The sequence below is a fragment of the Pseudomonas sp. 44 R 15 genome (assembly GCF_900004965.1).
In the GTDB taxonomy this organism is placed as follows: Bacteria; Pseudomonadota; Gammaproteobacteria; order Pseudomonadales; family Pseudomonadaceae; genus Aquipseudomonas; species Aquipseudomonas orientalis_A.
On sequence record NZ_CVTU01000028.1, the window covers coordinates 1 to 13,474 of the forward strand.

At 60.3% G+C, this 13,474-nt stretch carries 13 protein-coding genes; 7 read left to right on the forward strand and 6 right to left on the reverse strand.

The annotated features are described in order from the left end of the window. Positions 1–136: 136 nt before the first annotated feature. Positions 137–1,312 carry an integrase core domain-containing protein gene (locus BFP93_RS02100; protein ID WP_065891770.1) on the forward strand — a complete coding sequence of 392 codons (1,176 nt, stop codon included), beginning with the start codon at positions 137–139 and terminating at the stop codon, positions 1,310–1,312. 318 nt (positions 1,313–1,630) lie between these two features. Here the strand turns inward: BFP93_RS02100 and BFP93_RS02105 are convergent, their stop codons facing one another. Next, complete coding sequence (locus BFP93_RS02105) at positions 1,631–2,251, reverse strand: TetR/AcrR family transcriptional regulator (RefSeq protein WP_065884845.1); 621 nt, start codon at positions 2,249–2,251, stop codon at positions 1,631–1,633. A 116-nt stretch (positions 2,252–2,367) separates the two neighbouring features. Here BFP93_RS02105 and copC point away from each other — a divergent pair, with 116 nt between their 5' ends. The 4 genes from copC to BFP93_RS02125 all read left to right on the forward strand — a co-directional run bounded on the left by copC (position 2,368) and on the right by BFP93_RS02125 (position 5,634). Continuing rightward, positions 2,368–2,733, forward strand: a complete 366-nt coding sequence (copC, locus tag BFP93_RS02110) for a copper homeostasis periplasmic binding protein CopC (protein ID WP_065891771.1) — start codon at positions 2,368–2,370, stop codon at positions 2,731–2,733. Positions 2,734–2,736: 3 nt separating this feature from the next. Then, positions 2,737–3,594 (forward strand): copper homeostasis membrane protein CopD, encoded by an 858-nt coding sequence (copD, locus tag BFP93_RS02115; protein ID WP_065891772.1) that lies wholly within the window; start codon positions 2,737–2,739, stop codon positions 3,592–3,594. A gap of 319 nt (positions 3,595–3,913) precedes the next feature. Next, positions 3,914–4,729, forward strand: coding sequence for an NAD-dependent epimerase/dehydratase family protein (locus BFP93_RS02120; protein ID WP_065891773.1), 816 nt, complete (start codon positions 3,914–3,916; stop codon positions 4,727–4,729). 29 nt (positions 4,730–4,758) lie between these two features. After that, positions 4,759–5,634, forward strand: a complete 876-nt coding sequence (locus tag BFP93_RS02125) for an SMP-30/gluconolactonase/LRE family protein (RefSeq protein ID WP_065891774.1) — start codon at positions 4,759–4,761, stop codon at positions 5,632–5,634. A 188-nt stretch (positions 5,635–5,822) separates the two neighbouring features. Here the strand turns inward: BFP93_RS02125 and BFP93_RS02130 are convergent, their stop codons facing one another. The 5 genes from BFP93_RS02130 to BFP93_RS02150 all read right to left on the reverse strand — a co-directional run bounded on the left by BFP93_RS02130 (position 5,823) and on the right by BFP93_RS02150 (position 11,198). Beyond that, positions 5,823–6,968, reverse strand: coding sequence for an HlyD family secretion protein (locus BFP93_RS02130; protein ID WP_065891775.1), 1,146 nt, complete (start codon positions 6,966–6,968; stop codon positions 5,823–5,825). Then, positions 6,965–8,611: an MFS transporter gene (locus tag BFP93_RS02135; RefSeq protein ID WP_065891776.1), complete on the reverse strand. Its 1,647-nt coding sequence runs from the start codon at positions 8,609–8,611 to the stop codon at positions 6,965–6,967. The genes BFP93_RS02130 and BFP93_RS02135 overlap by 4 nt, the downstream gene beginning before the upstream one ends. Positions 8,612–8,753: 142 nt before the next feature. Then, positions 8,754–9,566, reverse strand: coding sequence for a sulfite exporter TauE/SafE family protein (locus BFP93_RS02140; RefSeq protein ID WP_065891777.1), 813 nt, complete (start codon positions 9,564–9,566; stop codon positions 8,754–8,756). Next, positions 9,567–10,811 (reverse strand): FAD/NAD(P)-binding oxidoreductase, encoded by a 1,245-nt coding sequence (locus tag BFP93_RS02145; RefSeq protein ID WP_065891778.1) that lies wholly within the window; start codon positions 10,809–10,811, stop codon positions 9,567–9,569. Positions 10,812–10,862: 51 nt separating this feature from the next. Then, the gene (locus BFP93_RS02150; RefSeq protein WP_057007617.1) at positions 10,863–11,198 is read right to left on the reverse strand and encodes an ArsR/SmtB family transcription factor; all 336 of its coding nucleotides are present in this window, start codon (positions 11,196–11,198) and stop codon (positions 10,863–10,865) included. Positions 11,199–11,292: 94 nt separating this feature from the next. Here BFP93_RS02150 and BFP93_RS02155 point away from each other — a divergent pair, with 94 nt between their 5' ends. Beyond that, complete coding sequence (locus BFP93_RS02155; protein ID WP_065891779.1) at positions 11,293–12,156, forward strand: MBL fold metallo-hydrolase; 864 nt, start codon at positions 11,293–11,295, stop codon at positions 12,154–12,156. A gap of 130 nt (positions 12,157–12,286) precedes the next feature. Further along, a protein-coding gene (locus BFP93_RS02165) for an IS3 family transposase (RefSeq protein ID WP_122582746.1) occupies positions 12,287–13,434 on the forward strand; the annotation gives its coding sequence in 2 pieces (ribosomal slippage) (positions 12,287–12,542 and positions 12,542–13,434; 1,149 coding nt in all). The last annotated feature ends 40 nt before the right edge of the window (positions 13,435–13,474 follow it).

Here is a 13,474-nt window from a genome sequence, read left to right on the forward strand (position 1 = left end):
GCGGCTCACTTTTGAAAAGCGCAAAAGTAAGCAAAACGCTCTTGCCGGTATGACTCACCCACATGGGTTACAAATCAGTTCACGCACATAGGTAACAGTTTTTAACTGGCAGGGTCGATTTCGCGAGGATCTGACCATGCCCTGGAGAGAGCTGAAACCTATGGACCTCAAAGTGATGTTCATCGCCGAGTATTTGTCTGAAAAGCACAGCTTTAGCCAGCTGTGCCAGGACTATCAGATCAGCCGCAAGACTGGTTACAAATGGGTCGAGCGCTACCAACTGGAGGGACCCAGTGGGCTCGACGAACGTAGTCGCCGCCGGCACAACCAAACCTATGTGGTGCCGGTGGTTGTGAGGCAGGCGATTATTGAGCTTCGTTCGGCCGGTGAAACGATCCCAGGTCCTAAAAAGATCCAGAACGATCTGATGAAACGTTTTCCTGGGCAGGATCCACCGTCGAAAACGACGATTTACAACATCCTTAAGGCCGCGGACTTGATCACGCCTCGATCGTCGCGTCAGCGTGTCGCGGTCTATCCCAAGCCTTTGCGTAAGGCAGAAACGCCTAATCAGCTCTTCAGCGCTGATTACAAGGGCCAATTTCTTACCGGAGCGGGCGTTTGGTGCTATCCGCTGACGATCATGGATCATGCCAGTCGCTTCCTGCTTGCCTGCGAGAGCATGGCCAATACCAATCTCAAGGAGACCCAGCAAACCTTCGAGCGCGTTTTTCGTGAGTATGGAATGCCTGAGCGCATCCGCACCGATAACGGCGTGCCGTTTGCGAGTACAGGGCGTGCGGGGCTGTCGCAATTGTCAATCTGGTGGTTACGCCTTGGGATTATCCCTGAGCGAATTGAGCCCGGTCGGCCAGACCAAAATGGGCGTCATGAACGCATGCACCGGACACTGAAAAGCACCTTTCCCCAACCGCCGGCAATTGCTTGGGAGGCTCAGCAAAAACACTTTGACCGATTTATGCAGCACTACAATTATGAGCGGGGACACGAGGCACTCGGTCAGAAAACCCCGGCCTCCTGCTACACACCCTCAACTCGGTCTTATCCGGAGAAGCTACCGGAAATGGTGTATGCGAGCCATGTTGAGTGTTACCTGGCAGATGGTAGCGGCATCATTAATCGAGCTGGTCTGCGGATATACGTGGGTAACCTGCTCAGGCATCAGAACATTGGAATGGAGCTGATCAAGGACGGGGTATGGAATGTGATCTTCGGTCCGGTGATACTAGGTCACGTCAATGCTAGGGATGCAAAGAACGGCTATGTTTCAATCAAAGTGTCACCTATGTGAATGCACTTTTTTGTAACCCATGTGGTTGTCCCGTACATGCCCCACCACTCGGCACCTCGCTAATGCTCGGTGTGCCCGAACGAAGGCTTGAATCCGTGGGCCGCCGCCACGCGCCATCCATGGCGCGGGGCGGCTAACCCGGCGTCCTGCCGGGTTACCCACGGATTCAAGCCTGCGTTCGGCCAGCGTGGTTTAACGGGGCGCCTAGGATCAAAAGCAGATCAAGAGCGACTCGCTTCGCATCGTGGTTACGGTTGGGCGCTACAGAGTGGTGTAGATACCTATGCCCCGATGAGGCCTTCAGCCCCACTACAAAACTCAAGGCTGCAACCCAATCCCGCGCAATATCACCCCGGTCACCGTCTGAATCGCCCGCTCAAACTGCATATCCGACAACGGCTGGTGATCATTCAGGATATTCACCTGGTGATCGAAGTCGGCATAGTGCTGGGTCGACGCCCAGATCATATACAGCAGGCTCGACGGTTCCAGCGGAAGGATGCGTTTGTCCTGCACCCACTGGCGGATTTTCGCTTCCTTCATCTTGGCCCAGTCGTACAGGCTTTCATCCAGCGCCTCACCGAGGGTCGGCGCGCCGTGGATGATTTCATTGGCCCAGACTTTCGAGCCATAGGGCCGCGTGCGCGAGCGCTGCATCTTGGCGCGAATGTAGCTGCTGAGCACCACGCGCGGGTCATCGAAGGTTTCGAAACTCAGGGCGTCCTGTTTCCAAACCTCCAGCAGGTCGAACAGCACCGCGCTGTACAGCTCGCTCTTGGTGGTGAAGTAGTAATGCAGATTCGAGCGCGGCAGTTGCGCCTCTTTGGCGATGTCGGCCATGGCGGTGCTGCCATAGCCTTTTTCAGCGAAGACCTTCTCCGCCGCCAGCAGGATTTTCTCGACGTTGACCCGTCGAATGCCGATCTTGTGATTGCCCATAAGGGCTCCCTGACAACAACACGACCTAGAGACTACCATCGGCTCTAGATCGGGGCGACACGCCGAACCGAAACTTCGTACACTGGCGCCTTCTATCCTCTGATTGGTATTGAACAATGTTGATCAAGAAGTCCCTGACAACCGTCGCCCTGCTCGCTTCCTTGCTGGGCGCGTCCGCGGCATTTGCCCATGCGCACCTTGAAAGCGCCACGCCAGCCAAAGACAGCAGCGTGACCGCGCCGAAAGAGCTGCGCCTGACATTCAGCGAAGGCGTCGAAGCGACCTTCACCAAGGTGTCCCTGAGCAAGGACGGCACGGAAATCGCGATCAAGGGCCTGGAAACCCCGGACACCGACAAGAAAACCCTGGTGGTCACCCCTGCCGCTCCGTTGGCGGCCGGCACTTACAAAGTCGAATGGCATGCGGTGTCCGTCGACACCCACAAAAGCGAAGGCACTTACAGCTTCAAGGTCGGCCAATAATTCATGGCAACCCTGCTGGTGCTGTGCCGCTTCCTGCATTTCATCGTCGCGCTGCTGATGTTCGGGGCCTGTGTGTTCAGGCCTCTGCTGCTCGGGACGGCTGCGCTACCGGCACTCGACCGGCAACTGTTGCGCATCACCCGTGGCCTGGCCTGTGTGGGGCTAGGTTCCGGGATCGCGTGGCTGTTGTTGATCACCGCCAGCATGGCCGGCGGTTGGGACGCGGCGCTGCAACCGGCGACCGTCCAGCTGGTGTTGGGCAAGACCTTCTTCGGCCAGGTGTGGACCTGGCACCTGCTGCTGAACCTGCTGCTGGTGATCGTGCTGATCAAGCCCTGGCCGGCGCTGCGCCTGCCGCTGACAGCGCTGATGCTGGTGACCCTGGCACCAGTGGGCCACGGCGCCATGCTCGATGGGCTCAGCGGGCAACTGCTGATCCTCAATCAGGTGGTGCACTTGGCAAGCGTCGGCGCCTGGCTGGGTGGGCTGCTGTTGCTGGTATTGATCCTGCGCCAGACACCGCCGCTTGCGCTGCAGCCAATCCTGCGGCGCTTCAGCGGCGTGGGCTACGCCTTGGTGGCAGGCCTGCTGGTGACCGGTCTGATCAATGTACGCGTGCTCACCGGCCAATGGTGGCCTACCCCGCTGTTCGAAGGCTTTGCCTTGATCCTGCTGATCAAAGTGCTGTTGGTAGGGGGCATGTTGGCGCTGGCCTTGCTCAATCGGTTGCGCCTGGAACAGTGCGAACAGCGCGTGAGCAGCTTGAAGGCCAGTGTGATGACGGAATGGACACTAGGTGTTGCAGCAGTAGCCGTTGTATCGCTGTTGGGCACGCTGCCGCCAATGGTCATTGCCGGCTGAACCAGCAATTCTCAAGTCGTACTCCATTCAAATGTGGGAGGCGTACACCGCCCTCTGTAGGAGCGAGGGGGGCGCCTAGCTCTTGCTCGCGAAAAATATCAACGATAACGCGTGCTTCCTGAATGAGCGCGGTGCCTGTGAGCTTTTCGCGAGCAAGCTCGCTCCTACAAAAGCCAGCGGTGGCCAGTGAACGATGTATTTGCAGGCAGTCCCTCCCACATTTGGTCTCACTGGCTGGATGGGCGTTGACAACACAGGGAATCCCTCACACTATTTCCGCATAGTCATACGACAACCTACAACAAAAATCGGAATGCCCATGACCACCACCACGCCTACTCCTTTCAACCGCATCCTGCTTACCGGCGCCGCCGGCGGCCTGGGTAAAGTCCTGCGTGAACGCATGCGTCCCTACGCCACTGTGCTGCGCTTGTCAGACATCGCCGACATGGCCCCCGCCGCCGCCCATGAAGAAGTGCAACCCTGCGATCTTTCCGACAAACACGCCGTGCACCATCTGGTGGAAGGCGTCGATGCGATCCTGCACTTTGGCGGCGTGTCGGTGGAGCGTCCCTTTGAAGAAGTGCTCGGTGCCAATATCAGTGGCGTCTTCCACATCTACGAAGCCGCGCGCCGTCATGGGGTCAAGCGTGTGATCTTCGCCAGCTCCAATCACGTGATCGGCTTCTACAAGCAGGGCGAACAACTCGATGCCCATTCACCGCGCCGTCCGGACAGCTACTACGGCCTGTCCAAGTCCTATGGCGAAGACATGGCGAGTTTCTACTTCGATCGCTACGGCATCCAGACCGTGAGCATCCGTATCGGCTCGTCGTTCCCGCAACCACAGAACCGCCGGATGATGCACACGTGGCTGAGCTTCGACGACCTGACCCAACTGCTCGAGCGCGCGCTGTACACCCCAGACGTGGGGCACACCGTGGTCTACGGCATGTCGGACAACCTCGACACCTGGTGGGACAACCGCTATGCCGCGCACCTGGGCTTTGCCCCCAAGGACAGCTCCGAAGTGTTCCGCGCCCAGGTCGAGGCCCAGCCGCCGGTGGCGGACGATGACCCGGCCAGAATCTATCAGGGCGGCGCGTTCTGCGCGGCAGGCCCGTTCGGTGACTGAGTTCACGTAACCCAAGGGAATGAGTGGCGATGAGTGCAGAATTGATTGTCGACGCCCGCAACGCCGTCGGCGAATGCCCGGTGTGGGTGCCCGAGGAAAATGCCCTGTACTGGGTGGATATCCCCAACGGTCGGCTGCAGCGCTGGAACGCCGCCACGGGCCAGGTCGCAACGTGGCAAGCCGCGCAGATGCTCGCCTGTATTGCTCGCACTGACAAAGGCAATTGGGTCGCCGGCATGGAGTCCGGGTTTTTCCAACTGACCCCGCACAGCGATGGCAGTCTCGACACTAAGCCCCTGGCAAGTGTCACGCATCCACGCCCGGACATGCGCCTCAACGACGGGCGTTGCGACCGCCAGGGCCGTTTCTGGGCCGGCAGCATGGTGCTGAACATGGGCCTGAACGCCGCCGAAGGCATCTTGTATCGCTACGCAGCCGGCTCGGCGCCCCATGCCCAACTGGACGGTTTCATCACCTTGAACGGCCTGGCCTTCAGCCCCGACGGCCGTACGATGTACGCCTCGGATTCACACCCGTTGGTGCAACAAATCTGGGCCTTCGACTACGACATTGATACCGGCACGCCGTCCAACCGCCGCGTGTTTGTGGACATGCATCGACACCTCGGTCGGCCCGACGGTGCGGCGGTAGACGCGGACGGCTGCTACTGGATCTGCGCCAACGACGCCGGTTTGGTGCACCGCTTCACCCCGGACGGTCGCCTCGACCAGTCCCACCACGTACCGGTGAAAAAACCCACCATGTGCGCCTTTGGCGGCAGTCGCCTGGACACCCTGTACGTCACCTCGATCCGTGACGACCCGAGTGAGCAGTCACTGTCCGGCGGCGTGTTCGCCCTCAACCCAGGCGTCCAGGGGCTGCCCGAACCGCGCTTCATCCTCTAGCGGCAGCAGCGCCGCGCACGCGCTGGAAATCAAAGTTGACCAGGCGCACATGCGCAAGGTCATTGACGTCGAAATTGGCGACGAGCGCGGGTTGTGGGCTTGCAGTGTGTCAGTCTGAGCATCTTTGACTGACACACCGCCATCGGGGGCAAGCCCCCTCCCACATTTTGCTCCCCGTTGTGCCAGGGTCAGGGCGGACTGTTTTTCAGGCGCCCTGCCGTGTCGATACTTACCACCACCGACAACCCCGGCCGCAACCGTTCACTCTCGGCCTGGTCCGGGTCCACGGTGATCCGCACCGGCACGCGCTGGGCGATCTTGACGAAGTTGCCGGTGGCGTTGTCCGCCTGCAACAGGCTGAACTCCGAGCCGGTCGCCGGGGAAATATGCTGCACCGTGCCGTGAAACCTGCGGTGGTTCAGCGCATCCACGGTAAACGTCACCGGCTGGCCGACCTGCACATTGTCCATCTGGGTTTCTTTCATATTGGCAATCACCCACAACTGCTTGGGCACCAGTGCCATCAACTGCGCGCCGGAGTTGACGTAGGCCCCGAGGCGCACGCCAATCTGCCCCAACTGACCATCCCGGGGCGCGGTGATGCGGGTGTTGGACAGGTCGATCCGCGCCAATTCCACCGCCGCCTCCGCGCTGGCCACCGCCGCCTCCAGGGAGCCGCGATTGACGATCACCGTTTGCAGGTCCTGTCGCGCGATTTCCAGGCTGGCCTGGGCCTGGGCCACGGCAGCGACCGTCTGGGCATTGGCGGCGCGGGTCACGTCCAGCTCACGCTTGGACACCGAGCCGTCGCTGATCAATTCTTCATTGCGGCGCAGGTCGGCGGTGCTTTTGCGCGCCTGGGCCTGGCTGTCGACCAGCGCAGCCTGACGCAGCTTGATGGTCGCTTCGGCGCTGTTGCGTTGCTGCACCACATTGGCCAGCGAAGCCTTCTGCACCGCCAATTGCGCCAGGGCCTGGTCCAGGCGCTGCTTGTAGATGCGATCATCGAGGCGCACCAGCAGGTCACCGGCTTTCACATACTGGAAATCCTGCACCGGCACTTCGAAAACGTAGCCGCTGAGCTGCGGGCCGATGATCGTCACCTGCCCACGCACCAGGGCGTTTTCGGTGGTTTCCACGGCGCTGCTGAACGGCGGCAGTTGCCACGCGTACAGCACGATCAGCACGCCGACAATGGCAACGGCGGCAAAGCCCAGGGACGAAAGGATGCGCACCCGCAATGAACGCGGCTCGGTCACGGCGGCGCCCGGTGGCGTGGTGCCCTCGGGCGTGGAAGCGATAGCGTTGGTGGTCGTGGTCGTGGGTTCGGTCATGAAGAGGCGCCGACAGGTTGAACAGGAGGGGTTGCTGCTTTGGTGGTGCTCATCAGCCACAGGCTGCGGATAAAGATCCAGATCATGGTCAGGATCGCGATAATCGCAATCAACATGAAGACATCGTTGTACGCCATGACGTTCGCCTCACGGGTGGCCGCCGTGGCCAGGCTGCGAATGCCCATGAGGTTGCGCAGCTCCGGGTCGGCGATGATGCCGCCATAGGCCGAGCCACCACTCTGCACCCGCGCCGCCACACGGGGGTCGAGCAAGGTCAGGTGCTCGACGATCATGCTCGAATGGTACTTCTCGCGCACGATCTGGAAGGTGCCGAGCAATGCCGCGCCGATCAGCCCGCCGAGGTTCTGGCAAATCCCGAACATCACCGAAAAACTCACCAGGTTGCGCGGGTTGGTCAATACATTCTTGGTGCCCAGCACCATGGTCGGCCCGAGAAAGAAGGTCCCGCCGAAGCCTAGCAGGAACTGGCTGATATACAGGTTCTGCGGCCGCGTCAGGTTGCTGGAAAAACTGTCCATCACCGACCCCGTCGCCATCAGCGCCAGGGAAATGATCAGCGGCATCAACAGATGCGCCGGGTTGATCGTCAAGGCGCTGACCACCAGCCCGGCAATCGCCCCGGCCAGCATCACTACATACAGCGTGTGCATCTGCTGGTAACTCATGTTCAGCATCTGCATGAAGCCCACCGCGCCCGTGGATTGTTCCGACAGCACCATCCGAATCAGGATCACCGCCAAGGCCAGGCGAATCATGGTGCCGCTGCCCAGCCAGCGCGTCATCAGCAGCGGGTTGGCGCGGTTATGCTCGATGGCCAACCCGGCCATGATCAGCACCAGCGAACAGGCCGAGGCGATGCCGATCCAGGGCGCTTCCAGCCACCAGTCGATGCGCCCCAGGGACAACACCGCGCAGAGCAAGGCGACGCCGGTGGCCAGGATCGCAAAGGTGAGGAAGTCGAGTTTTTCGAAGGTCTTGAACCGGTCGCCGGGCGGCAATTTGAGCAAAAACACACAACCCAGGCAGATCAGCGCCAGGCCCAGCTCGAACAGGTACAAGCCACGCCATTCGGCGATTTGCAGCAAATCTTCGGAGAACAGCCGCGCCAGCGGCAAGGCCAGCTGCGCGGTGCCCAACCCCAGCACCAGGGCTTTGAGGCGCCACTTGGCCGGGAACGCCTGGATCATATAGTACAAGCCCAACGAACTCAGCGCCGCCCCCACCATGCCGTGGGCCCCCCGCACGGCGATGGCCGAGTTGAGGTCGTTGACGAACAAGTGGCCGAAGGTCACCAGCGCATACAACACCAGGAACACTTCGGTAAACGCCCGCAGGCCGAACTGCTGGCGAAACTTCACCAGCAGCAGGTTCATGCACACGTTGGTCATCACATAGGCGGCGGGCAGCCAGGCCATCTCCGCCGTGGTCGCGCCCAGGGCGCCTTGCAGGTATTGCAGGTTGGCGATAACCAGCGCGTTGCCCAGGCCACCCGTGATTGCCACCAACACACCCACCAGCGCAAACAGCCAGCGTTTGTGGGTGGGGTGCAGCGGCGTCGAAGGCGAACCGGGCAGGCTCGGCCGCTCGTGGGGCTGCCAGGTGTGGGGGGTGTATTTATCCATTCGGTGACCTTGATGAACCGATTACTTGGAGAACAGTAACCTGAGGTACGTTCATCTCGCCATCTATCAAGCGTGCACGGTCAACACTGTTCAGTCGATCGTTCCTTTTTGATCGTTCCCACGCTCCGCGTGGGAACGATCATCAGGTCCGGAGCAAAGCGTTCATCAGCATTCCAGCCGCCACCAGTACACACAAGCCGGCAAACCCCACTTGCAACGCACGCGCAGGAATCACTGAGCACAAGCGACGTCCGGCCAACATGCCGGCAATACTCGCCACGATAAACCCCCAGCCCACCGGCTCGATGTTCACCCCCGCATGAAAGGCCCCCACCACACCGATCAACGACAGCAGGCTGACCACCATCAACGAGGTCGCGACGATCCCGCGCATCTGCACATCGGTGAGTTGCTTGAACGCCGGTACGATCAGAAAACCGCCGCCCACGCCGAGCAAACCCGAGACCGCGCCGGTCACCGCGCCCAGTGCCGCCAGGGTGGCAGTGCATTTGGCGGTCCAGGCCAGGCGTCCGGTCTGCTGGTTGAGCATGCAGTTCTTCTGGCCCCAGGACGCCGCGCCATGGTCACTCGGGCCGGCTGCAACCTTTTCGCGCCGCACCATGCGCCAGGCCACCAGCACCATCAGGGCGCTGAACAAGCCCATCAGCACCGGCTCCGACAGTTGATGAGCGACGAACACACCGAGCGGTGAAAACAGCGCGCCCAGCAAGGCGATCAATAACGCGGCGCGATAACGCACCAGGCCATGGCGCAGGCCGTCAATCGCCCCCACCGCCGCCGCCGCGCCTACTGCAAGCAAGGACACCGGCGCGGCCTGGGTCATCGTCAACCCCAGTCCCAACACCAGCGCCGGCACCCCGAGAATACCGCCGCCCGCTCCGGTCAGGCCCATGACCAGGCCCATCAATACACCCAACACACTGGCCAGCAGCATTCAGTCCACCTTGCTCAGGCGGGTCAGCCACTCGCGGCCCTTGAGCATGCCGTTCCAGTAGAACCACGGCAGCAACGTGGCCTTGAGGAACCACATCGAGCGACGCGCGCGGGTGGGATCGAGGGGAAAGGTCGGCAGCAGCTTGCCGCCGTAGCCGAACTCGGCCAGCACCACCTTGCCCTTCTCCACCGTCAACGGGCAGGAGCCGTAGCCGTCGTACTTGAGCGGCAGCGGCGCCTGTTTGCGCAGGGCCAGCAGGTTTTCGGCCACCACCACGATCTGTTTGCGCACCGCTGCGGCGGTCTTGGCGTTGGCGGTGCCGCACACGTCGCCCAAGCCAAAGATGTGCGCATAGCGCAGGTGTTGCAGGCTGTGGGGGTTTACTTCGCACCAGCCTGCGGCATCGGCCAGCGGGCTTTGGCGGATAAAATCCGGAGCGACTTGCGGCGGCACGACGTGCAACATGTCGAAGGCTTTCGCTTCGACGTGCACGTTGCCTTCGGCGTCTTTGACCTCGAACCAGGCTATGCGCCCGGGGCCGTCGACTTTTATCAGGTTGGCATTGAACGCCAGCCGTGCGTTGTATTTCTCGACGTACTTCATCAACGGCGGCACAAAGGTCGCCACGCCGAACAGCGCGGCACCGGCCAGGTTGAATTCGACGTCGATGTTTTTCAGGCTGCCCTGCCTAAGCCAGTGGTCGCAGGACAGGTACATGGCTTTCTGCGGCGCACCGGCGCATTTGATCGGCATGGCCGGCTGGGTGAAGAGCGCCTTGCCACCCTTGAGCTGCTGCACCAGTTGCCAGGTGTAGGCCGCGTGTTCGTAGCTGTAGTTGGAGGTGACGCCGTGGCGACCGAGGGTATCCTGCAAGCCCTCAATCTTTTCCCACGCCAGGCGCAGGCCGGGGCAGACGATCAGGTTGTTCCAGGTGACGCGCTGGCCGCTGTCGAGCACCAGGGTCTGCTCGTCAGGCAATAACTCGCTGGCGGCGGCCTGGATCCAGGTGACCCCGTTGGGCAGCACGTCGGCCAGCGGGCGCCGGGTCTTTTGCAGGTCGTAGGCGCCGCCGCCCACCAGGGTCCAGGCGGGCTGATAGCAATGGAAGTCGTTGGGTTCGATCAGGATGATGTTCAGTTGCGGGTCGCGCTTGAGCAGGCTGGCCAGCAGGCCGATGCCTGCCGAGCCGCCGCCGATGACGACGATATCGCCACTGATGGTGGGTCCCCAGTGTTGTTCGGTCATTGTCTACTGCCTTTTTGAGTCAATGCACACAAGGGTCGCTGCCGGATGGCGTCACGCCCAGCTTTTTATCACCGCGCCGCAGTACAGGCCGGACAGGGTCTTCATCACTTGAATCACTTCGTGGCTGGCCAGCCCGTAGAAGATGTATTTACCTTCCCGACGGGTGGCGACCAACCCTTCGTCCCGCAAAATGCCCAACTGTTGGGACAGCGTGGGCTGGCGCACGCCCGTCTGGGCTTCCAGCTCGCCGACGTTGCGTTCGCCCAGGGTCAACTGGCAGAGGATCAACAAGCGGTCCTCATTGGCCAACGCCTTGAGCAAGGAACAGGCCTTGGACGCCGATGCACGCAATTGGGCGACTTCGCCCTCACTCAACGTAGATTCCATTTGCCTCGGCTCCTTTATCTCACTTAAGCTCAAAACATTATGTTTAAACGTAAACTGATTGTAACCACTTTTTTCTTCACCGGGGATAGCCGCCATGCCAGCGTTGATTCAAGCCTTTCTGGACGAGGCATCGTCGACCTACACCTACGTCGTCTATGAAGCCGACGGCGGCCCCTGCGCCATCGTCGATTCAGTGCTCAACTACGACCCCGCGTCCGGGCGCACCCATACCGCACAGGCCGACAAGGTGATTGCCTTCGTGCGCGCGCATGGCCTGCAGGTGCAGTGGCTGCTGGAAACCCACGCCCACGCCGATCACCTGTCCGCCGCGCCGTACCTGCGCCGCACCCTGGGCGGCAAGATTGCAATCGGCCAGTCCATCAGCAAGGTGCAGGGTGTGTTCAAGCACCTGTTCAACCTGGAGCCGGCGTTCCGTGTCGATGGCTCGCAGTTCGATCACCTGTTTGCGCCGGATGAAATCTTTCATATCGGCGGCTTGCAGGCCCAGGCGCTGCATGTACCCGGGCATACCCCGGCGGACATGGCCTACCTGATCGATGGCCGCTTGATCCTGGTGGGCGACACCCTGTTCATGCCCGACGTCGGCACCGCCCGCTGCGACTTCCCCGGCGGTGATGCGCGGCAGTTGTACGCGTCGATGCGCAAGCTGCTGGCGTTCCCACCTGAAACCCGGCTGTACGTGTGCCATGACTATCCACCCGAGGGCCGCGATGCCAGGTGCCAGACCACGGTGGCTGAACAGCGCGCGGAGAATATCCATGTGCATGACGGCGTGGATGAGGCGGCGTTTGTCGCGATGCGCACCACCCGGGATGCCGGGCTGGGGATGCCGACGCTGTTGTTGCCGGCGATCCAGGTGAATGTGCGGGCGGGGCATATGCCGCCGGCGGAAGAAAATGGCGTCACCTATCTCAAGATCCCGCTCAACCAACTTTGAAATGCGGTAAAAAATGTGGGAGGGGGCTTGCCCCCGATGGCGGTGGGTCAGCTACAGATAAGCTGACTGAGCTGGTCTAATAGTCCCGGACACCTCAATAGGTGAAACTACACCTATTGAGGAGTATTCCATGACCAAGAAGTACAGAAAATTCGACGCCGCTTTCAAGCTAAGAGTCTGCAAGATGATTGTTGACCAAGGCCTGAGCGTGAACTCCGTTTGTACCGATTTAGACTTGAGTGACACTGCCGTGCGCCGCTGGGTCCAGCAGTACCAAGCCGAGCAGTTAGGTGGTACAGGGATTGGTAAACCGTTAACCAGCGAGCAACAGCGTATTCGTCAGCTTGAGCAGCAGATCCGCGAGCTGAAGACTGACAACGATATATTAAAAAAAGCTACGGCCTTCTTTGCCCGCGAATTGAAGTGATCCACCAATTGGTTCACCAAATGCAATGCAAGGCCTACCCGGTAATACGTATCTGCCGGGTTTTGCGGATCAGCCGTTCGGGGTTCTATGAAGCTCGTCAGCGGTCTTTTAAGCCAAAAGCTGTCTGTCCGGTTGCAGCTCAGGTCAAAGCTACGTTCATGACCAATGAGCACTGTTATGGCAGTCGTCGGGTGATGAAAGCACTGCGTAGCGATGGCGTATCCATTGGGCGGCACAAGGTCCGTCGGCTGATGAAACAACAGGATTTACGCCCGATCTGGAAGCGCAAGTTCGTTCATACCACCAACAGTAATCATAATTTCCCGGTAGCTGAGAACCTGCTCAACCGCCAGTTTAACCCCGAGCAGATCAACCAATCATGGGTTGCTGACATCACTTATATTCGCACTCGAAGCGGCTGGCTGTACTTGGCGGCTGTCATGGATTTGTATTCACGCAAGATCGTAGGCTGGTCCATGGCTCCGCATATGCGCGCAGAGTTGGTGTGCAGTGCTATGCAACTAGCCATCACACAGAGGCAGCCTAAACCGGGTCTGATCGCGCACTCAGATCGGGGCAGCCAGTATGCAGGCGCTACTTACCAAGCCATGCTGACACGACATGGCTTGCGCTGCAGCATGAGCCGCAAGGGCAACTGCTGGGACAACGCAGTCATGGAACGTTTCTTCTTGAACCTGAAGATGGAGCGTGTTTGGAGGAAGGACTATGCCAATCATGATGAAGCAATCAGGGACGTCACGGATTACATTGTGCGGTTCTACAATGAACGACGAATGCATTCATCGTTAGACTATTTGCCGCCCAATCAGTACGAGCGGCAAACAGCCTGAAAACACCGATTGAGGTGTCCGGAAAAAGTTGACCACCTCA